Genomic DNA, 18,303 nt, shown 5'->3' with positions numbered 1-18,303 from the left:
GGGATGTCAGGCAATGACCTCCTTTCCGTAGTCCGCTCACATTGGCTCGGGATCCTGGTCATCACGGTGTTAATGACGGGAGGATCCCTTGGCTGGTATGCCCTGCAGCCCAAGGTCTACGCAGCTGAATCCAGCGGCATAGTGGTCGCCGCCGGGGCCGAGAACCTCGGTTTGTCCCTCGCTGGGGACAGCCTGGCCAAATCCAAAGCCAAGGGTTATCAATCAGTTGGCGAGTCCATCCTGGTCGCTGAAAGCGTCATCAGGACCTTGGGTTTGAAGGAATCGGCACCGGACATCACAAGATCCATCAGCGTGAGTGTTCCCCTCGATTCGGTTGAGATTCGAATCACCGCACGATCCTCAGATGCCCAGACAGCCCAAAATGTGGCTGATGCGTGGGTTGCCGCTCTGGCGTCACAGGTCTACGAATTGGACAAGGGGAATGCCAGCCCGGGCACAGAGCCTGTCACCAAGATCGTCCCGTTGGCGAAAGCAACCCTGCCCTCGGCACCTGTTTCCCCCCTGCTGACCGCGACCATTGGAATTGGCTTGGCCGGTGGTTTGCTGGTTGGCCTTGGCTATGCCCTGGCCCGCAACCACTTTGACCGCAGGATCCGCGCAGCAAGCGAAATCGAACGGTTGTTCGGCCTCGCGGTTGTTGGAACCTTGCCGTTGGACAAACGGCTCAGTGAAAAATCAAGCGTCCTTGAAAGTACATCGGTGGTTCACCGCGTTCCTGGCGGCCATGCCATGGCTGAGGCCTTGCGGGAACTTCGGACCAACCTGAACTTTATTGACGTGGACAACCCACCCCGTATTCTTCTGATTACCAGTTCTCTGCCTTCCGAGGGCAAGAGCACTGTAACCAGCAATCTTGCTGCGACGATCGCCGCTGCCGGAAGAGACGTCATCGTTGTTGATGCCGACCTTCGCCGGCCCACGGTTCATCAGGTTTTCGATGTCCTGCCGGATGTAGGCGTGACCGATATTCTCTCAGGCCGGGCATCCATCGACGACGTACTTCAGGAATGGGGCCCGAATCCGCGGCTCAGAATCCTCACCGCGGGTCGAATACCACCAAATCCCTCTGAGCTCCTTGGGTCACGGGCGATGGAACACCTGCTGAAAGACCTGGCGCAGCGGGCTATTGTCCTCATTGATGCGCCGCCTCTGCTCCCTGTCACGGACGCAGCTGTCCTTTCCCGCGTCGCAGACGGCACCCTGGTGGTTGCACGCGCCCGTAAGACCACCCGGGACACCCTGTACAGGGCCCTCAGCAACCTGACGCGCGTTCAAGGGCGGGTGCTGGGCGTCATCCTCAACTGCGTGGCTACCAAGGGACAGGGCGATCTCAACTATGGCTATTACGGCGCGTACGTCAGCGCCGACGAGTCACGGGACACCATTCCACCGCGTTCAGGGATGAACCCCACCTCCCAACCCGGACATGCTGGGGTTTCGGTGGACGGCAATGGTTTCGAGGCACATTCACCGTGGCAGGAACCTGCCAAGGCTGCAGAGATCACTTCCCAAGCGATGCTGTCAGGCCTGGGCCATGCCATAGCCGGACCCTCAAATTCCCTGACAAACAGCTCTGACACCCCGTCATTTTTGGCCCCCGAAAGCCAATGGCGTTCCCCCTCTGACGGGAGGGGCCGGCGCTCGGCCCCACCGAGCTAGGGTCTGACAGTCCCCCGCTTACCTCATCTACCCGGTTTCACCCGAAGTGCCGCGACTTGCCCCAAGGGGCAGACGCGGCACTTTCTTGTGCCCGGCTCCCGCGCCGCCAGCCTCAGCGGGCGGGCTGGCCCCCTTGTCGGCGAGGCTTCCCCCCATCGCCTATGCCGGACGCATCGCTGCCGTGGGCGTCGGGGACGGCAGACGCATCCCTCGACTGGCTTCACATTGAAGGTACGAGGATCTCACTCATGGCAAGCAGGCAGAGCAGCACTGTTATCCCACAGCCCGCCTCTGCCCTCAACTGGCAGTCGTTGAGGGCAGGCGCGGGTGTTTCAGTATGCGCCGTCTTTGCCGAATACGGCTCTGACCGTGCGCAGTAGGTAAATCATGTCCTGGAACATGGACCAGTTCTCCACGTAATAGAGATCCAGTCGAATTGAGTCATCCCACGACAGGTCGCTTCGTCCGCTCACCTGCCATGGGCCAGTGAGGCCTGGTTTAACGAGGAGACGACGATGGGCAAAGTCGTCATAGGTTTCCACTTCCACCGGTAGTGGGGGCCGAGGACCTACAAGGCTCATGTCGCCCCAGAGGACATTGAAAAGTTGTGGCAGCTCATCGATGGAGTAACGGCGGATGAAGCGGCCAACCCGGGTGACGCGAGGATCATCCTTTAATTTGAAGAGAACGCCGTTTCCCTGGTTCTTTGCGGCGAGCTGAGCCAATTGCTGCTCGGCATCGACAACCATTGACCGGAACTTCAGCATGCTGAAAACTTCGCCGGATCGGCCTATACGCGTCTGGCGGAACATCGCGGCGCCAGGGCTGTCGAGTTTGACCAGCAGTGCGACGACGCACATAGGAACGGCCAGGATAATGAGGAGGGCCAAGGACGCCAGGATGTCGAATCCGCGCTTGGCCAGCGCCTTGGGGCCCTCGAGGTTGGGCGTGGTGACGTGGATCAGGGGCAGCCCCGCCAACGGCTGCATGTGAATGCGTGGGCCGGCGACGTCGGTCAGAGCTGGTGCCATGAACATGCCGATGTCCCGGGCCGTCAGCGTCCAACCGAGTTGCCTCAGTGTTGGGGGGTCGACGTCGGCGCCGGAGATGGCCACAGAGTCCGCAGCGGTGGCGTCCACAGCCGCCAGTATTCCGGCCAGGTCCCTGCCCTTACCAATGACGGGCAATTCAAGACCTTCCGGCCAGGGCTCCTTTGCGTCCGGAGCGGTCAGGTACGCTGCCACCGGTTGATAGCCCGCCGCTGGATGGGCCACCAGCTGCCGAACAAGGTGGGCGGCACTCTGGGCCCCTCCGATGACCAGAACCCGGCGCAGGTGCTGGCCGGACTTTCGTCGAAGGATCAAGCCTTTTCGCAGGGCCCAACGGCCTATGAGCAGCGTTACGATGCCTAACGGCAAGGCCACTGCCACGTAGCCTCGGGCGGTATCGAGCTGGAACACGTAGGAGAAAATGGCTATCCCCCCGAACAACCAGAGTGAAGCTGTGGTCACTCGTCTGTACTCATCAGTGCCGAAACCCTGTATTCGTGGTTCCCTGGTACCTAATGCGCCCAAGGTAATCCACCACAAAATATCAAGGACCACACTGACCAGGGGATAGGGCGTCTGCACGGACCAAACATCCAAAGAATGGCGTTCCAGGCCGAAGCGAAGGAGCTCGGCGATAGCAACGGCCCAGGTGATGCAGAGAAAATCAACCAGCAGCACCCTGACCCGCCCATCACGCTCAAGCACGTCCAGCTTGTCATTTGCCTGCCGTGAGCTGCTCACACGTTGAGCGGGGTTTCTAATCAAAGTCGACACCACAAATTCCATTTAGGCTAGCTGAAGGTTCCGGTGGAACTGTGGTCGCAGTTCCCGCTTGAAGTGACCGCTGCCGAAGCCTGCCCTGCGGATGCGCACGCCCTAAGCTGCGGCTCTAAGAGGGGCCCGCTGCGGCTTCTCGGGTGCGGTCATTCTTCATTCCTGACAAAACGGAGTTGCTCCGTCTGTCTGATTATGGAAGAGCCCTGCACAGGCAGCGATCTGCCTGCTCTCGAAGTACTAGGGTGGCCCACAAGCAGCGTCTGGCAACGGCGTGATCCCTGGGCGGCGCACCACTGAGCCCGGGCCCGCGACAGCCACTGATGGAGCTGGGGAGCGGGCTAGTTTACTCATGTGTCAGATCACCAACACCTAAGAGCTGGCGCCGAAGAAGCCCGGGCTTATCCATCGATCGGGGGCAAAATGGGAGCAGTTGCCTACACCTTCGATGTCGATTTCATTCACAGGAATCCGGTCCTCTCCAGCGCGATAATGTCCGAGTGGCAAAGCAGTACGGAAGCCACAACGCTGGGGAAGGTCTATACATCGTGGTCTTCATTTTCGCGTGATCATCCACGGGCAGCCCACTGGATAGTGCTGGACGCGTTCTTTGACGATGAAGTGCCCCTTCCGCTGAAGGTGCGCACCATTGCGGCAACCGGCCGGCGCTGCATTGTATTGGGCAGGGTCAGCCAGGCTCAACGGTCCGCCCTGGCTGCGGAGGGCGCCGTGGCAATTCTGGATGACGACTCCACAGCTGCCGAAATTCCTCGTCAGATCGAAGCGGTTGTGGTTGGCTCAGTAGCCCCACTCCCTACGGAGTCGAGCATCGGAACCAGGCTTACAGACCGTGAAATACAAGTCCTGGAGCTCTTCGCGCAACGCCGGGCGTTGACCGCCTCCACAATGGCCGCAGCACTTGGACTCCGCACGACCACGGTGCGCGGCCATCTCTTCCGGGGCCGCAGGAAACTCACGGCCGCTGGCCTCAGGTGTGCCACACGCGGAGAACTGGCAAATGCACTTCAGGAGATTGGGTACAGCCACACGGACGCTCAGTGGCAGGCCGCTGGAAGATGGTGAACAAGAGGGCAGGCAGGCCGCAGGCCGCAGTCCGTTCGGCCCGAGGCCAGTGTCTTGCCCACAGCTGACAAACGCTTGAACCCGTAGGCCCATGATGCGGCCTACGGGTTCAACGAATGGGACGGGGCCTTGAGGGGCACCGTCCCATGTCCAGGGTTAGCTCACTCGCCACCCCGTTACGGCTGGCCGAAAATGAGACCACAACCGCAACAGGGGCGTTTCGACTTTTTAGTCGGATTCCGTCAGAACCACATTGATGACAGAGACGGTGGTGACGCCGTTGCTGGTCACAGTCACGGTCATAGTGGCCGTTGACGGCCTCTCCGAACTGCTCAGGTTCTGTGTGCTCACCGCAAAGAGTGCAACACCATCGGCCCCGGTGGTAACGGTAACGCTGCGGCTTTGGTCCGACTCGGGGCCGCCGTTGTCCGGCGCTGGGTAGGCGTAGATACCAAGCACGTCACCGTCGTCGTTCTGTCCCGCTACGGTGACCGTGACAGTGGCGCCTACAACGGGGTTGCCGTTCGCGTCTTTAACCGTGACGGGGAAGTCGTAGGCCCTTTGGTCCAGGTCCTCTTCGAAGCTTCCGTAGTGGTGGTCGCCCTTCCAGTTGCTGATGACGGTTCCGGTTCCGGGCGTCACAACTACGGGAGGGACTGAGGCGGCGATCGCCGGAGTTGCGGCAGCGACTGCAATGACCGGAATGCTCCACGCAGTGCCGATCATCACTTTACGTCGATCTATTTCCGGATTTTTTATTTTGCCTTTATCCAAGGTCATCGTTTGCTCCTTCAAGCCAGTCAGTGCGCCAGCAGACTGAAGTAAATCTGTAATAGGAAAATTCGGTGCAATCGGAACTTATCACTGCGCTGTTTTGGCGACATTTTCCCGCTTGGAATGTACTACGCGGAACTTCTCCACACTGGATTAGCCGGCATCTGTTTCAGGGGCTATGCCGCCAGCAAAACCCCGTGGGCCTGAAGTTCTTCCACGCTGCTGAGCAAATGGGATTTGTACCCGACCGGAAGTCCTATGTCAGGGGCGATCCGCTCGGCGATGCCGTTGATGTCGCAGGGAGTTGCCAGTGCATGCCAGATCGCCGGACCCACTCCGCTAAGCCGGACCACGCCACGGTCAGTCATGACCAGGAGCTCCGTCCCTTCCCCATTCGGCAGGGGAATCTCAACGGCATCTACCAACTCGGATCTCCTGAGCAGCCCAGCGCGAACGGCATCCCGGGACAGAGGCCCTTCGGGGGACTGCAACCCGTCACCAAGGACTGCCGCCCATGTCTTGGAGATGGCCGGCCGCTCAAGCAGGGCAGGCAAGACGGCGGCCAGATCTCCTGCCTCGCGGTATGTCACACGGACGGCGCCACCGGTGGCGTCCAGAATCTCGCAAAGACGCCGCATTGGCTGGTGGACCTCACCAAGGGACGAGGTGTGGGGTGCAAGTTCGATGATCGCTTCCGCGTGTCCCAGCGGGGTGACCGTGGGAACGGCAGCGTCGGGATCCCGGTCCAGCAGTACAACCGACGCCAGGGCTGGCGCGGCCGGCGCCACGAGCAGGCCGAGGTCGTCGGGGCTGATCTGATGCTTGGGAGAGGCCGGATCCTGGATAATCACGGAGAGTGGCTTCGCGTAGGGAACCATCACGCCCAAGCCATCCACGGCAACGGTCTCATCGGTGACGTAGCCAAGGGCCGCCCCAAGGCGCCTGGTGGCGGTGGTCTTCCCCATGCCCGAACGGCCTACGAGTGCCACCGCGCGGCCGTTTGTCACATCTGCCAGTGCCGCGGCATGCAACATCACCAGGCTTCCCCTGCCCGCGGCGATGCCCGCCAAGGTTATGGCGCTCGTCAGCTCCGACGCGAAGTCCCTGAAGGTGCGGCCGGTAACCACGGCCGTGCCAACAACTGATGAGACTGTCGCCCGGAACGGGCGTTCTTCTGAGTGCTCCGGGCCCGCGACGGAGTGCGTTCCGGGAGTCGGAACCGAGCCGCCGGAATGATCGAGGCACCGTGACCAGGCCCGCCGCAACTCCGCTCGAAGCTCCGCGGTCACTCCTGCAAGCAGCACCACTGAGACAGGGGACCCCAGAACACGGAGTTTCAGTTCGCTATGTTCGGCAATCCTGGCTTGTTCTCCTGCCAGCTCGACCTCTCTGGCTCTTCCTTGATTGCTCGCCGCCGACCCTGTCGTCATGGTGGTGCTCCTGTTCCGTAAATGGTCTCTGCTGAAGGTGCATCAGCGGCAATGGTCGTGACCACGCAGGCGTCAAAGGACCCGTCCACTGATGATTGCCCCGGACCACATATAGTCAGCTTCTAGATTCAACCACACGAACACCAATTCAATAATCCTTTTCCAGGAAAGAAAATTTGCCTGCCGGAATGCCGGGAAGGGTTTTATTGACGACCCCATTGGACGCGCCCTTGAAGGCAAAAGAAAAGCACGCCTTCCAGCGTGCTATCCCTCTGATGATGAGCAGGATTCAATCAAGCAGGTGCCGCAAATCTATCCCACCAAATTCTCGGCCGCGCCATCCATGTGCGCGATGATGGTTTCCCGCGCCTTCGCAGCATTCCCGGTCTCAATGGCGGCCACAATGTCGTGATGCCGGCCAACGCTCATGTTCCGGGTGGCGCGTTCCAGCCCCGCGAACATGATGGACATCCGGATGGAACCCTCCAGGGATTCCCACGAATGCAGCAGGGTTTCGTTTCCCGACAGGCGGCAGAGCGTGCGGTGGAACTCAAGGTCGGATTCGATCCGCTCCTCCAGTGATGACTTCGAAGCCTTTTCCATGGTGTCGACGGCGGCACGCAGCTCCGCGAGTGCAGCTTCCTTGTCCGGCATATCACTGAGCGTCCGGGCCGCCAATGATTCAAGGACACCGCGGACGGAGAAGATGTCGCGGATTTCCTTGACGTCCAGGTGCCGCACGGACATCCGGCCGCGGGCTCCGGCGGAGATCAGCCCTTCCTGTTCCAGCTGACGCAGCGCTTCCCGGAGGGTGCCGCGGCTGATCTGGAGCATCTCGGAGAGCTCGGTTTCAACCAGGTGACGGCCAGGCTCAAGCTCTCCACTGGTGATCGCGGTCCGCAAAGCGGCCAGCGCCTGTTCGCGAAGGCTCTTCTTCTCAAGTCCCAGCAGTGATGCGGTGACGGCCATGGTCTGTCCTCGGTTCTATGGGCGACTGCTAACAGTCCGGTGTTAACAGTCGATACTACGGGCAGGAGTGCGGGACGGGCAGTCATGTCCGTCCCGCACTCCCAAAGAAAACTCAGCCGAGTTCCGCCAGCACCTTCGCCACGATCCGGTCCACGGACAGGCCGTACCGTTCGTGCAGAGTTGGCAGCGCACCGGCGTCGAGGAATTGGTCCGGAAGCGCGATGGGAACCACCCGCTTGCCGAGACCCGCGGTGACGACGGCGGACGCAACAGTCTCGAACAGACCGCCAACAACAGTGTGGTTCTCCAGCGTCACGGCAAGACGATCCGTGCTCAGTTCCGCCAGTACAGTGGCCGAGTCGAAGGGCTTGATGGTGGGCGTGTGCACCACGGCCACGTCCACGTTGTGCTTCGCCAAGGCTTCGGCGGCCTGTAGGGCGCGCATGGTCATCAAGCCGGAGGACACGAACACAACGTCGTTGCCTCCACGCAGGACCTTTGCCTTGCCGAGCTCAAACGTATAGTCGTACTCATCCAAAACCGTGGGTACGTTGCCGCGCAGCAAGCGCAGGTACGTGGGTCCGTCCGACGCCGCGAGCTGGGGAACAGCTTGCTCGATGTCAATGGAGTCGCAGGGATCCACGATGGTCAGGTTGGGCATGCCGCGGAAGATCGCCATGTCCTCGGTGGCCTGATGGCTGGGCCCGTACCCGGTGGTCAGGCCGGGAAGCCCACCCACAATGTTGACGTTCAGGTTCGGCTCGGCGATGTCCAGGCACAGGAAGTCGTAGGCACGCCGTGCCGCGAACACGGAGTAGGTGGACGCGAACGGAATAAGGCCGGTCTCAGCCATGCCCGCTGCAGCGCCGAACAGGAGTTGTTCGGCCATGCCCATCTGGAAGAACCGCTCCGGGAAGGCTTTGGCGAAGATGTGCATGTCCGTGTACTTGCCGAGGTCTGCCGTGAGGCCAACAATCCGGGTATCGGCCTCGGCGGCCTTGACCAACGCGTGGCCAAACGGAGCCGGCGTGGTCTTCTGTCCCGGATCAGCGAACGACGCGATCATGGCGGAGGTTTTCAACTTCGGCTTGGCCGCCTGAACGGGGGCGGAAGAACCAGCGGCGCCGGCCGCCGTCGTAAGTGTGCTCATGCTGAAGCCGTCCCTTCGTATCCAGCGGTCAGCTGTTCGCGGCAGATCTGCCATTCGTGTTCTTCGATGCGCATGAAGTGCGCCTTTTCGCGGGTTTCCAACAGTGGCACGCCGCGCCCAACCTTGGTGTCGCAGAGGATCACGGAAGGCTGACCGGTAGCAGCGGAGCGCGTGGCGATGTTGTCGAACGCCGCCAGCAACGCACCGACGTCGTTCCCGTCCACGCGCTGGGTGTACCAGCCGAACGATTCCCACTTTTCAGTGACCGGTTCGGTGCGGAGCACGGTGTCCGTGGCTCCGTCGGCCTGGAGGGCGTTGATGTCCACCATGGCCGTCAGGTTCCCCAACTGGTGGTGGTGCGCGCCCATGGCGGCCTCCCAGGTGGAGCCTTCGTCCAGTTCGCCGTCGGAGAGGAAGTTGATCACGCGGGATGCGGAGCCCTGAAGTCGCAGGCCAAGAGCCATGCCGACGGCGATGGTCAGGCCGTGGCCCAGGGAACCGCCGGAGATCTCCATTCCCGGGGTGTAGGTGGACATACCGGACATCGGCAGGCGGGAATCGTCCGAACCGTAGGTTTCGAGTTCGGCCACGGGCACTATCCCGGCTTCGGCCAACGCTGCGTAGTGCCCGATTGCGTAGTGGCCCGTGGAGAGGAGGAACCGGTCGCGCCCCTCCCAATGCGGGTCCTCGGCGCGGTACGTCAGCTGGTCCGCATAGACGGAGGCGAGCATGTCCGCGGCGCCGAGGGCCTGGCCAACGTACCCCTGGCCCTGGACCTCGCCCATGGTGAGGGCGTGATGACGGATTCGGTAGGCGGCTGCGCGGATGCGGTCAACGCGCCCGGGTTCAGGGGCTGCCGTGGGCGCCGCTTCAACTGATGAGAGAGTCACTGGTTTCCTTCCGTGCATCGGGCGCGCACCGATGGGGAGAACGCGCCCGACGTCGAGGGGTTGCTTAGGCGTTTACCGTCTGGGGAGTTTTGCTGGCGGCTTCTTCAGCGAGCTGACGCTCACGCTTGCCCCAGGTTTCCCGCGTGATCAGTGCTGCCCACAGGCCGATGGCTGCGTAGACGCTGAACAGGAGGGCCGGGCCCATCCAACCCATGCTGACGAACAGGAGGGTGGTGATGAAGGGGGTGAAGCCGGAGACCATGGCCGAGATCTGGTAGGACAACGATGCGCCGGAGGAGCGGGTCTTGGGCTGGAAGAGCTCCGGGAACCATGCACCTTGGGCGCCGGCGAGGGAGTTCTGGCAGACAGCGTAGGCGATGACGATGGTCGCGATGATCAAGAAGAACAATCCGGTGTTGACCAGCATGAACATCGGGATGCCGAAGAGGACAGCAAAGGCCGTGGACCAGATGTAGACGGGCCGGCGACCAACGCGGTCCGTCAGTTTGCCCCAGAAGTACGTGGCGAAGATGCCAATACCGGCAGCGATGCAGAGAGCCACCAGGGTCTCGGTCTTGTCCGCCAGCTTGTTGGTGTGCAGGTAGGAAATCATGTAGGTCACGGACACGGCGTAGCCGGCAGTTTCAGCGATGCGGAGGCCGATGCCGCGCACAATGTTGCGCCAGTCGGTCTTGATGACCTCAACGATGGGGGACTTCACAATGTCGCCCTTGGCCTTCACGTCCTCAAACACGGGGGACTCGGGAACCTTGGAGCGGATGATCAAGCCAACAGCCACAAGGACGATGCTGGCCAGGAACGGCACACGCCAGGCCCATTCACTTCCGAGGCCCACGCTGCCGAGGAAGACGAGGTTGGCGAGCAGGAGGCCCACGGGGAAGCCGGCCTGCACGATGCCCGTGAACTGACCCTTCTTCCGCCAGGGAGCGTGCTCGTAGCTCATCAGGATGGCGCCACCCCATTCGGCGCCAAAGGCCAGGCCTTGGATGATGCGGACCAGAACCAGGAGCGCGGGAGCCAGAAGCCCCACCTGCGAGTACGTGGGGAGAAGGCCGATTGCGAAGGTTGCCAGGCCCATCAGGATGAGCGATGCAACGAGCACCGGTTTACGGCCTAGCTTGTCGCCGAGGTGGCCACCAATGATGCCGCCCAACGGACGGGCAGCGAAGCCGACGCCGAGGGTCGCGAAGGAGGCGAGGGTGCCAGTCACCGGGTCGGCGCCCGGGAAGAACGCTGTACCGAAGTACAGGGCTGCGGCGGTGCCGAAACCGATGAAGTCGTAGGTTTCGATGACTGCGCCAACGCCGGAACCGACGGCGACGCGCTTTGCTTCCTTGGTTCCATGAACCGGACCACGCATGGTCAGAGCTTCATTGCTCATGTGTGTCTTTCCCTTTCAAAAGTGCGGCGCTTCTTCGGCAACCCCACTGTCGACAGTCAACATAATACGTCAACTGTGACCGAGGACACCAGCAATGTCAACAGTCAACTTTGAAGGTTGACTGTTGACAGTTAACGCAGCTAACGTGGTGTCCATCACTAAGGTCCCTCTCTGGCGAGGGCCCCAACTTGAGGATCAACGACGATGTTTCATCAACGACTCGGCTGCTCGTCCATCAGCTTCCGACACCAGGATCTGGCCACAGCCCTTCACACCATGCGCGGCCTGGGCTTCGAGGAAATCGACCTCGGCGCGCTCCCCGGCGTCTGCGACCATGTGCCGTACACACTGGACGCCGAGGCAGTGGAGGCGGTTGCCGCCGTCGTCAATAACTCGGGACTGCGCGTCCGCTCGGTCAACGGCGACGTCGGCGATCTGAACGCAACGCTCGACGCCGCAGCCCACGTGGCGCGTGAGAGGCACCTTGAGATGCTGCTCGCCCTGGCGTCAAAGACCGGCGCCAAAGCGCTCGTCCTGCCCTGCGGCGCGATCGACCACGAACCCGTGAGCACGCTCGAATGCGACATCGACGCCGTAGCAGCCCAACTAATCCACGCCTCTGTCCGCGCGGCTGAGTTCGGCGTCGAGCTGTGGACCGAATCCCTGCACTACTACCGGCTGTGCTGGAACACCGAACGAGCGCAACTGCTCACCGACCGGCTCGCAGGGTCCGACGTCGGAATCGTCATGGACTTCAGCCACATCGTCGCTTCCGGAGGCGACCCCCTGGACTTCGTGGACCGCTTCGCCGCGCGGGTAAAACACGTCCATCTGCGGGACGCCGTGCCGGCCACGGACAACCAACCGGGGAACATCAACCTCAGCATCGGCAACGGCAAAGCGGACTTCGCTGCCGGACTGGCAGCACTCAGGGACGTTGGCTACACCGGCCATTTCTCCCTGGAACTCGAAACCCGGGACGTCACCCACGACGAACGCCCGGCGGCAGCCACCAAGGCAGCCAGCTTCATCACAGACCTCATCTAAACCGCGTCACCTCATATTCAAGGAGCACCCATGACCACCATCCAGCGCACCGCCGTCCTCACCGGAGCTACCTCCGATCGCGGCATCGGCCTGACCACCGCCCGTCGTTACGCCAGCCAGGGCTGGGGCATCGTCATTCTGGACCTCGACGGCGAGAAGTCAGCCAAGGTCGCCGCAGAGATCGCCAACGACTTCAATGTCCCGGCGTTCGGCTACGAAATCGACGTCGCCAACGAAACGTCCGTCACCGCCGCCCAGGCCGCCGTTGCCGCAGAAGTTGGTGCCGGAAATCTCCCACCCATCGGCGCCCTGGCCAACATCGCCGGTATCACCTCCCCCGTACCTTTCCTGGAAACCTCCCTTGAGCTGTGGCACAAGGTCATGGACGTGAACGCCACCGGCACCTACCTGGTCACCAAAGCCTTCCTGCCGGACATGATCGCCAACGGCTGGGGCCGCATCGTCAACATGTCCTCCGTCTCAGCGCAGCGCGGCGGCGGCGTGTTCGGCAAGGTTCCCTACTCTGCCGCCAAGGCCGCCATCCTCGGCTTCACCAAGGCACTTGCCCGGGAAATCGGCGAGACCGGTGTGACCGTCAACGCCATCACTCCCGGCGCCGTAGACACCAACATCCGCGTCGGCAGCACCGATGAGCAGGAAGCAGCGATCAACGCAGGCATCCCCCTCGGCCGCAACGCCACCACCGAGGAAGTGGCCGCCGTCATCACGTTCCTCTCCTCCGAGGAATCCGCTTACCTCACCGGAACCACCATCGACATCAACGGCGGCAGCCACATCCACTAAGTCCCTCCCGCCGTCCGAAAATCCAGAACCAGGACCCACCATGACCAGAATCTTCAACGATCCCGCCGACTTCGCTGACGAAGCCCTCGCCGGTTTCTGTGACGCCCACTCGGACCTCGTCCGCCAGGTGGAAGGCGGCGCAGTCCGCCGCAACCGCCCGGCCACGCCGAAAGTCGCCGTCATCACCGGTGGCGGCTCGGGGCACTACCCGGCCTTCGCCGGCATCATCGGGCCGGGCTTCGCTGACGGTGCAGTGGTGGGCAATATCTTCACCTCACCCTCGTCACAGCAGGCGTACTCCGTGGCAAAGGCCGCCAACTCCGGAGCCGGCGTCGTCTTCACCTACGGCAACTACGCCGGAGACGTCATGAACTTCGGCATGGCCAGTGAGCGCTTGAAAGCCGAAGGGATCCCGACGGAGAACGTGCTGGTCACGGACGACATCGCCAGCGCCTCGATCGAGGAAGCGGAGAAACGCCGCGGTATTGCCGGCGACTTCGTGGTTTTCAAAGTCATGGGCGCTGCCGCCGAGGCTGGCGTGGATCTGGACTCCGTGGTTCGTTTGGGCCGCAAGGCCAATGAGTTGACGCGAACCATTGGCACGGCATTCAGCGGCTGCACCTTCCCGGGCGCAGACCAGCCCTTGTTCAGCCTTCCCGAGGGACAGATGGGCCTGGGCCTGGGTATCCACGGCGAGCCTGGATTGTTCGACACCGAGCTGCCGTCCGCCGTCGAGCTTGGGCAGGAACTGGTGCGGCGCGTGCTGGCCGAGACGCCTTCCTCGGATTCGAAGCGGCTGGCCGTGATCCTCAACGGCCTGGGTTCCACCAAGCACGAGGAACTGTTTGTTCTGTGGCGGACCGTGGCTCCACTGCTGCGGGAAGCCGGTTACACACTGGTTATGCCGGAAGTGGGCGAGCTGGTGACCAGCCTGGATATGGCCGGTGCTTCGCTGACGCTGACGTGGCTGGATGACGAGCTGGAGCAGTACTGGACCGCTCCGGCGCTGACTCCTGCCTACCGTCGCGGCGCTGTGGGGTTTGACGTTGCTCCAGTTGGGGCGGATGAAGCTGAGGTGGATGCTACGGCCGCCGCAGACTACTCCTCCACAGCCGGGTCCCGTGCCTACGCCGCCCAGTGTCTTCAAGCCCTGGGCACAACGGCAGCATTGCTTCGCGATTCGGAATCAGTCTTGGGCGATATGGACGCCATTGCAGGCGACGGCGACCACGGACGTGGCATGGTCCGTGGATCCGCGGCAGCACTCAAGGCTGCGGCTGTTGCTTTTGAACGCGGCGCGGGAGCCGGTTCACTGCTGGCCGCCGCCGGCGATGCCTGGGCAGACAAAGCCGGCGGAACGTCAGGCGTTCTCTGGGGTGCTGGGCTGCGCGCCCTGGGTGAGCGGTTGGGTGACGAGGAAACCCCGACGCCGGACGTACTCGCCCGGTCTGTTCGCGCCTTCGCGGACCGCATCGCGGGCCTGGGCAAAGCCGAAATCGGGGACAAGACCATGATGGATGCGCTGCTTCCGTTCGCCGCATCGCTGGAGGACCGGATTTCTTCCGGTATCGGTGCGGAGCAGGCCTGGGCAGCTGCCGCAGCCGACGCTACCTCGGCAGCAGCATCCACAGCGGAACTTCGCCCGCTCAAAGGCCGGGCCCGGCCACTGGCCGAGAAGAGCCTTGGTACGCCTGATCCCGGGGCGACGTCCCTCGCCATGGTCTTCACCGCCGTCGGGCCACACTTCACAGCAGCTCCCGTTCCCGCTGCAGCCAACTAGGAGTCTTTTCATGCGCATTATTGTTGGAGCCGACGAAGCCGGCGTTGACTACAAAGACCGGATCCTGGCCGACCTTGAGGCCGACTCCCGGATCACTGAGGTGATCGACATCGGAGTGAACCGCGCGGACGAGGACTTCGCCAGGCCGTACCCGTACGTGGGCATCGCCGCCGGAGAGATGATCCGCGACGGCAAGGCCGACCGGGCCATCCTGTTCTGCGGCACGGGAATCGGCGTGGCCATCGCGGCCAACAAGGTCCCGGGAATCAGGGCGACTGCAGCCCACGATTCCTTCTCCGTAGAACGCTCCATCCTGTCCAACGACTGCCAGGTCCTCACCATGGGCCAGCGCGTAGTGGGAGTGGAACTGGCCCGCCGCCTGGCCAGGGAGTGGATCGGCTACGTGTTCGATCCTTCGTCCGGATCCGCCGCGAAGGTGAAGGTCCTGAGCGACTTCGAGGGCTGCTAGGACGCATTAAAGACTGCCGGGGTTAGGGGTCAGTAGCATTGGTCCAAACAGGCCCGCGGACCAGGAGAGCCAATGCCCTACATCGTTGATTTCAAGGACGTTTCGACAGTCGGATTGGAGTCGTCACCCGTGGCGGACGCTGCCGCTGGGTTGCGCGCCAACGAGGCCCGCTACTACAAGAACAAGTACGACCATGAGTTCGCGGTGAGCCCGGCCAGCGAGGTTCCCGACGTCGTTGAGAGGGTTAGCCGGATCCTCAAGGAAGAGCGTGACATCGTGATCCAGTCACGCCCCCTCGAAGCCACGGCCTTCCAAGTGGAAGACCTGCAGATGGCCTACGTTTTCTACGAGTCAGGGCTGGCCATCAACGTCATGTACAGCACCGGCGACGGGAAGCGGGCGGTGGGCTTCAAGCTATCGGACGGCATGGAGGTGCCGGAAGAACTGGCGTCCACCTTCAAATTCGCACGCCAGAAGTCGAAGTTGGCCGGCACCATTCGCGGATCCTACTTCGTGATTAAGGGCGAGTACTGACCCCTTAGAACCCGCCTCCACCGGCTCCTGCGTCGCCTGCCATGTTGGCGAAGCGTGAGTAGTGGCCCTGGAAGGCAACCACAATGTCCTTGGTGGGACCGTTACGGTGCTTGGCGATGAGGATGTCAGCTTCGCCGGCACGCGGCGATTCTTTGTCGTACACGTCTTCGCGGTGCAACAGGATAACCATGTCGGCGTCCTGCTCGATCGAGCCCGATTCACGAAGGTCAGACACCATGGGGCGTTTGTCCTGGCGCTGCTCAGAACCACGGTTCAGCTGTGACAGCGCGATGACGGGAACCTGCAACTCCTTGGCAAGCAGCTTGAGGGCACGCGAGAACTCGGAAACTTCCTGCTGGCGGGATTCCACCTTCTTGCCGGAGCTCATGAGCTGAAGGTAGTCAAGGATCACAAGTTTGAGGTCGTGCTGCTGCTTCAGGCGGCGGCATTTGGCCCGGATTTCCATGAGGGACATGTTGGGGCTGTCATCGATGAACAGCGGAGCGTCGTTCATGCGGCCCATGGTGGTGGCGATTTTGGACCACTGCTCGTCCTTGATGGTGCCCTTACGGAGATCCTGCAGGCCAATGGTGGCTTCTGCGGAGAGAAGGCGCATGGCGATCTCGTTCCGGCCCATTTCCAGGGAGAACATCACGGTGGCCAGGTTGTTCTTGATGGCTGCGGAGCGGGCAAAGTCCAGCGCGAACGTGGACTTACCAACAGCGGGACGGGCCGCGATGACAATCATCTGGCCCGGGTGCAGGCCGTGCGTCAGTTCGTCCAGCTCGTAAAAGCCCGTGGGAACACCGGTCATGCCTTCGCCGCGGTGACCGGAGGCCTCGATTTCGTCCACGGTGGATTCCATGACGTCCTTCAACGCCACGTAGTCCTCTGCAGTGCGCTTCTCAGCGACCGCGTACACCTCGGCTTGGGCCTGGTTGACCAGGTCTTCCACCTCGCCGTCCTGGCCGTAGCCCATCTGGACGATCTTGGTGCCGGCGTTCACGAGGCGGCGGAGCACAGCGCGCTCAGCAACGATCTCGGCGTAGTAGCCGGCGTTGGCTGCAGTGGGGACGGTCTGGATCAGCTCGTGCAGGTAAGCCGGGCCGCCGATTCTGTTGATCTCGCCGCGCTTGGTCAGCTCATCGGAGACGGTGACGGCGTCGGCGGGCTCGCCACGACCATAGAGGTCAATAATGGATTCGTAGATGGTCTCGTGTGCCGGCCGATAGAAATCATGGCCACGAACGATCTCCACGACGTCGGCAATCGCGTCCTTGGACAGCATCATGCCGCCCAGCACCGACTGTTCAGCGGGGATGTCCTGTGGAGGTTTCCGGCTCGAGTCCGAAGCGCGTGTGCCCTCGATTGAGTCCAAGTGCGTAACTGACAAAGCCGTCCTCCATTTGTGTACCGCTGCAGGGATTGTGCTCCCCGACGGTCCGTAAAGCGCAGTATGTGGTTACAGAATCCGTCTGGTGCCACTGACCATCTCAGGCAGGGCCGACAATATAGCGTTCCGTATCCACAAGTTATCCACAGTCGATTTCCTCAGCTCGTCGCGAGCTGTGTCATTCGCGATGCCCAAGACACCGCACTGGGGATATTCGTGCCCGAAATGGACACTTCAGACACGTTACAGGAGCCGCCTGACACCCCTTGTGGATAACCTGTGGAATACCACCCCCACGTTGTGCACAGACTGTGCGTTACTCTGTGGATAGAGAATTTCTTTTTGGAGAAACTAGCGCCTGACCTGCGGAAACGTTCCTCACACGCTGTGGACTAAAGAAAGATTTCGCCGGAAATCATCCACAGACCCACGATCGCAGGAGGCCCGGCGGACGGGTAAAACCGAAGTAAACATGCCGCAAATGTGATGCATCTTACAAAGTGCCTCCCAATTTGACAGCGGCCTCTCAGAAGCCTATGCCAAATATGGAATGTGCTGTGGATAACCAACTTCTGGCATAAGCTCTAAGCATGGGGATGAACTTTGGTGACGTGTTGACGATTGCCCTTCCGCTTCTTGTCCTCGTGGGCCTCCTGTGGGCCCTTACTGCGGCCTTCAAACCGCGCGATACCGGCATCTCGGACGCGGAGAGATACCAACGCGAACTGGCAGCCCGCTCAGCTGCCCACCAGGCATCGCAGGTTCAGGCCGCCTTGGCACTGCGCGCCCGAATCGAAGCCACTACCAAGCCGAGCCAGAACGAAGCGCAGCACAGCCAGCAAACGGAACAGAACCGAACTGCTGTCCAGGCCCAGGCTGCACGGTCGCAGGCCGCCGGCCAAGCTGGTCACCAGCCTGCCGTTCTTCCCAATGGCCAGCTGAACCCGCAGCTCGCTTTCGAGTTGCAGAACCTGGTCCGCAGCGGGAAAAAGATCGAGGCCATCAAGGTTCTGCGCCAGGCTACCCACTCAGACTTACTGACCGCCAAGAACTACGTAGATCGGCTCTGACAACG

Annotated in this window: 16 protein-coding genes; 8 read left to right on the top strand and 8 right to left on the bottom strand. The window is 62.0% G+C overall.

What is annotated here, in order from left to right; translation table 11 throughout:
• Window positions 1-3 precede the first annotated feature (3 nt).
• A complete protein-coding gene (locus tag BLW08_RS14070; RefSeq protein WP_091325823.1) occupies window positions 4-1,680 on the top strand; it encodes a tyrosine-protein kinase domain-containing protein in 1,677 nt (558 codons plus the stop codon).
• Between the two features lie 332 nt (window positions 1,681-2,012).
• Here BLW08_RS14070 and BLW08_RS14065 read toward each other — a convergent pair whose 3' ends face one another.
• Window positions 2,013-3,470 carry a sugar transferase gene (locus tag BLW08_RS14065; protein WP_254779864.1) on the bottom strand — a complete coding sequence of 486 codons (1,458 nt, stop codon included), beginning with the start codon at window positions 3,468-3,470 and terminating at the stop codon, window positions 2,013-2,015.
• Window positions 3,471-3,857: 387 nt separating this feature from the next.
• Here BLW08_RS14065 and BLW08_RS14060 point away from each other — a divergent pair, with 387 nt between their 5' ends.
• Window positions 3,858-4,586, top strand: a complete 729-nt coding sequence (locus BLW08_RS14060; protein WP_090822019.1) for a helix-turn-helix domain-containing protein — start codon at window positions 3,858-3,860, stop codon at window positions 4,584-4,586.
• 228 nt (window positions 4,587-4,814) lie between these two features.
• Here BLW08_RS14060 and BLW08_RS14055 read toward each other — a convergent pair whose 3' ends face one another.
• The 6 genes from BLW08_RS14055 to BLW08_RS14030 all read right to left on the bottom strand — a co-directional run bounded on the left by BLW08_RS14055 (window position 4,815) and on the right by BLW08_RS14030 (window position 11,201).
• On the bottom strand, window positions 4,815-5,366 hold the full coding sequence (locus BLW08_RS14055) for a transcriptional initiation protein Tat (RefSeq protein ID WP_091325819.1): 552 nt from the start codon (window positions 5,364-5,366) through the stop codon (window positions 4,815-4,817).
• 170 nt (window positions 5,367-5,536) lie between these two features.
• Window positions 5,537-6,790 carry a hypothetical protein gene (locus BLW08_RS14050; RefSeq protein WP_091325818.1) on the bottom strand — a complete coding sequence of 418 codons (1,254 nt, stop codon included), beginning with the start codon at window positions 6,788-6,790 and terminating at the stop codon, window positions 5,537-5,539.
• Window positions 6,791-7,102: 312 nt separating this feature from the next.
• Window positions 7,103-7,759 carry a GntR family transcriptional regulator gene (locus BLW08_RS14045; RefSeq protein ID WP_090822025.1) on the bottom strand — a complete coding sequence of 219 codons (657 nt, stop codon included), beginning with the start codon at window positions 7,757-7,759 and terminating at the stop codon, window positions 7,103-7,105.
• A 112-nt stretch (window positions 7,760-7,871) separates the two neighbouring features.
• Window positions 7,872-8,909 (bottom strand): transketolase family protein, encoded by a 1,038-nt coding sequence (locus BLW08_RS14040; protein WP_090822027.1) that lies wholly within the window; start codon window positions 8,907-8,909, stop codon window positions 7,872-7,874.
• Window positions 8,906-9,799, bottom strand: coding sequence for a transketolase (locus BLW08_RS14035; RefSeq protein ID WP_091325816.1), 894 nt, complete (start codon window positions 9,797-9,799; stop codon window positions 8,906-8,908). Before BLW08_RS14035 ends, BLW08_RS14040 begins: the two co-directional genes overlap by 4 nt.
• A 64-nt stretch (window positions 9,800-9,863) precedes the next feature.
• Window positions 9,864-11,201: an MFS transporter gene (locus BLW08_RS14030; RefSeq protein WP_091325814.1), complete on the bottom strand. Its 1,338-nt coding sequence runs from the start codon at window positions 11,199-11,201 to the stop codon at window positions 9,864-9,866.
• Between the two features lie 204 nt (window positions 11,202-11,405).
• Between BLW08_RS14030 and BLW08_RS14025 the strand changes: the two genes are divergently transcribed.
• From BLW08_RS14025 to BLW08_RS14005, 5 genes are all read left to right on the top strand, one after another.
• The gene (locus BLW08_RS14025; RefSeq protein WP_091325813.1) at window positions 11,406-12,248 is read left to right on the top strand and encodes a sugar phosphate isomerase/epimerase family protein; all 843 of its coding nucleotides are present in this window, start codon (window positions 11,406-11,408) and stop codon (window positions 12,246-12,248) included.
• A 30-nt stretch (window positions 12,249-12,278) separates the two neighbouring features.
• Complete coding sequence (locus tag BLW08_RS14020; protein WP_091325811.1) at window positions 12,279-13,052, top strand: SDR family NAD(P)-dependent oxidoreductase; 774 nt, start codon at window positions 12,279-12,281, stop codon at window positions 13,050-13,052.
• Between the two features lie 40 nt (window positions 13,053-13,092).
• Window positions 13,093-14,832 (top strand): dihydroxyacetone kinase family protein, encoded by a 1,740-nt coding sequence (locus BLW08_RS14015; RefSeq protein ID WP_091325809.1) that lies wholly within the window; start codon window positions 13,093-13,095, stop codon window positions 14,830-14,832.
• Between the two features lie 10 nt (window positions 14,833-14,842).
• Complete coding sequence (locus BLW08_RS14010; RefSeq protein WP_090822039.1) at window positions 14,843-15,301, top strand: ribose-5-phosphate isomerase; 459 nt, start codon at window positions 14,843-14,845, stop codon at window positions 15,299-15,301.
• 72 nt (window positions 15,302-15,373) lie between these two features.
• On the top strand, window positions 15,374-15,835 hold the full coding sequence (locus tag BLW08_RS14005; RefSeq protein WP_090822041.1) for a phage tail protein: 462 nt from the start codon (window positions 15,374-15,376) through the stop codon (window positions 15,833-15,835).
• Between the two features lie 4 nt (window positions 15,836-15,839).
• On the opposite strand, the gene dnaB is transcribed toward BLW08_RS14005, so the two are convergent.
• Window positions 15,840-17,228: a replicative DNA helicase gene (gene dnaB / locus BLW08_RS14000; protein WP_089597011.1), complete on the bottom strand. Its 1,389-nt coding sequence runs from the start codon at window positions 17,226-17,228 to the stop codon at window positions 15,840-15,842.
• A 596-nt stretch (window positions 17,229-17,824) separates the two neighbouring features.
• Here dnaB and BLW08_RS13995 point away from each other — a divergent pair.
• A complete protein-coding gene (locus BLW08_RS13995) occupies window positions 17,825-18,298 on the top strand; it encodes a hypothetical protein (protein WP_090822043.1) in 474 nt (157 codons plus the stop codon).
• The last annotated feature ends 5 nt before the right edge of the window (window positions 18,299-18,303 follow it).

The sequence above is a fragment of the Arthrobacter sp. cf158 genome (assembly GCF_900106835.1).
Lineage (GTDB): Bacteria > Actinomycetota > Actinomycetes > Actinomycetales > Micrococcaceae > Arthrobacter.
This window is presented reverse-complemented; position numbering and strand designations above follow the sequence as displayed.

Excerpts from the sequence above, each read along its gene's own strand:
- BLW08_RS14020 (WP_091325811.1), top strand. The coding sequence starts at position 12,279 with ATGACCACCATCCAGCGCACCGCCGTCCTCACCGGAGCTACCTCCGAT.
- BLW08_RS14025 (WP_091325813.1), top strand. The coding sequence starts at position 11,406 with ATGTTTCATCAACGACTCGGCTGCTCGTCCATCAGCTTCCGACACCAG.
- BLW08_RS14045 (WP_090822025.1), bottom strand. The coding sequence starts at position 7,759 with ATGGCCGTCACCGCATCACTGCTGGGACTTGAGAAGAAGAGCCTTCGC.
- BLW08_RS14030 (WP_091325814.1), bottom strand. The coding sequence starts at position 11,201 with ATGAGCAATGAAGCTCTGACCATGCGTGGTCCGGTTCATGGAACCAAG.
- BLW08_RS14040 (WP_090822027.1), bottom strand. The coding sequence starts at position 8,909 with ATGAGCACACTTACGACGGCGGCCGGCGCCGCTGGTTCTTCCGCCCCC.
- BLW08_RS14010 (WP_090822039.1), top strand. The coding sequence starts at position 14,843 with ATGCGCATTATTGTTGGAGCCGACGAAGCCGGCGTTGACTACAAAGAC.
- BLW08_RS14050 (WP_091325818.1), bottom strand. The coding sequence starts at position 6,790 with ATGACGACAGGGTCGGCGGCGAGCAATCAAGGAAGAGCCAGAGAGGTC.
- BLW08_RS14005 (WP_090822041.1), top strand. The coding sequence starts at position 15,374 with ATGCCCTACATCGTTGATTTCAAGGACGTTTCGACAGTCGGATTGGAG.
- BLW08_RS14015 (WP_091325809.1), top strand. The coding sequence starts at position 13,093 with ATGACCAGAATCTTCAACGATCCCGCCGACTTCGCTGACGAAGCCCTC.
- BLW08_RS14055 (WP_091325819.1), bottom strand. The coding sequence starts at position 5,366 with ATGACCTTGGATAAAGGCAAAATAAAAAATCCGGAAATAGATCGACGT.
- BLW08_RS13995 (WP_090822043.1), top strand. The coding sequence starts at position 17,825 with ATGAACTTTGGTGACGTGTTGACGATTGCCCTTCCGCTTCTTGTCCTC.
- BLW08_RS14070 (WP_091325823.1), top strand. The coding sequence starts at position 4 with ATGTCAGGCAATGACCTCCTTTCCGTAGTCCGCTCACATTGGCTCGGG.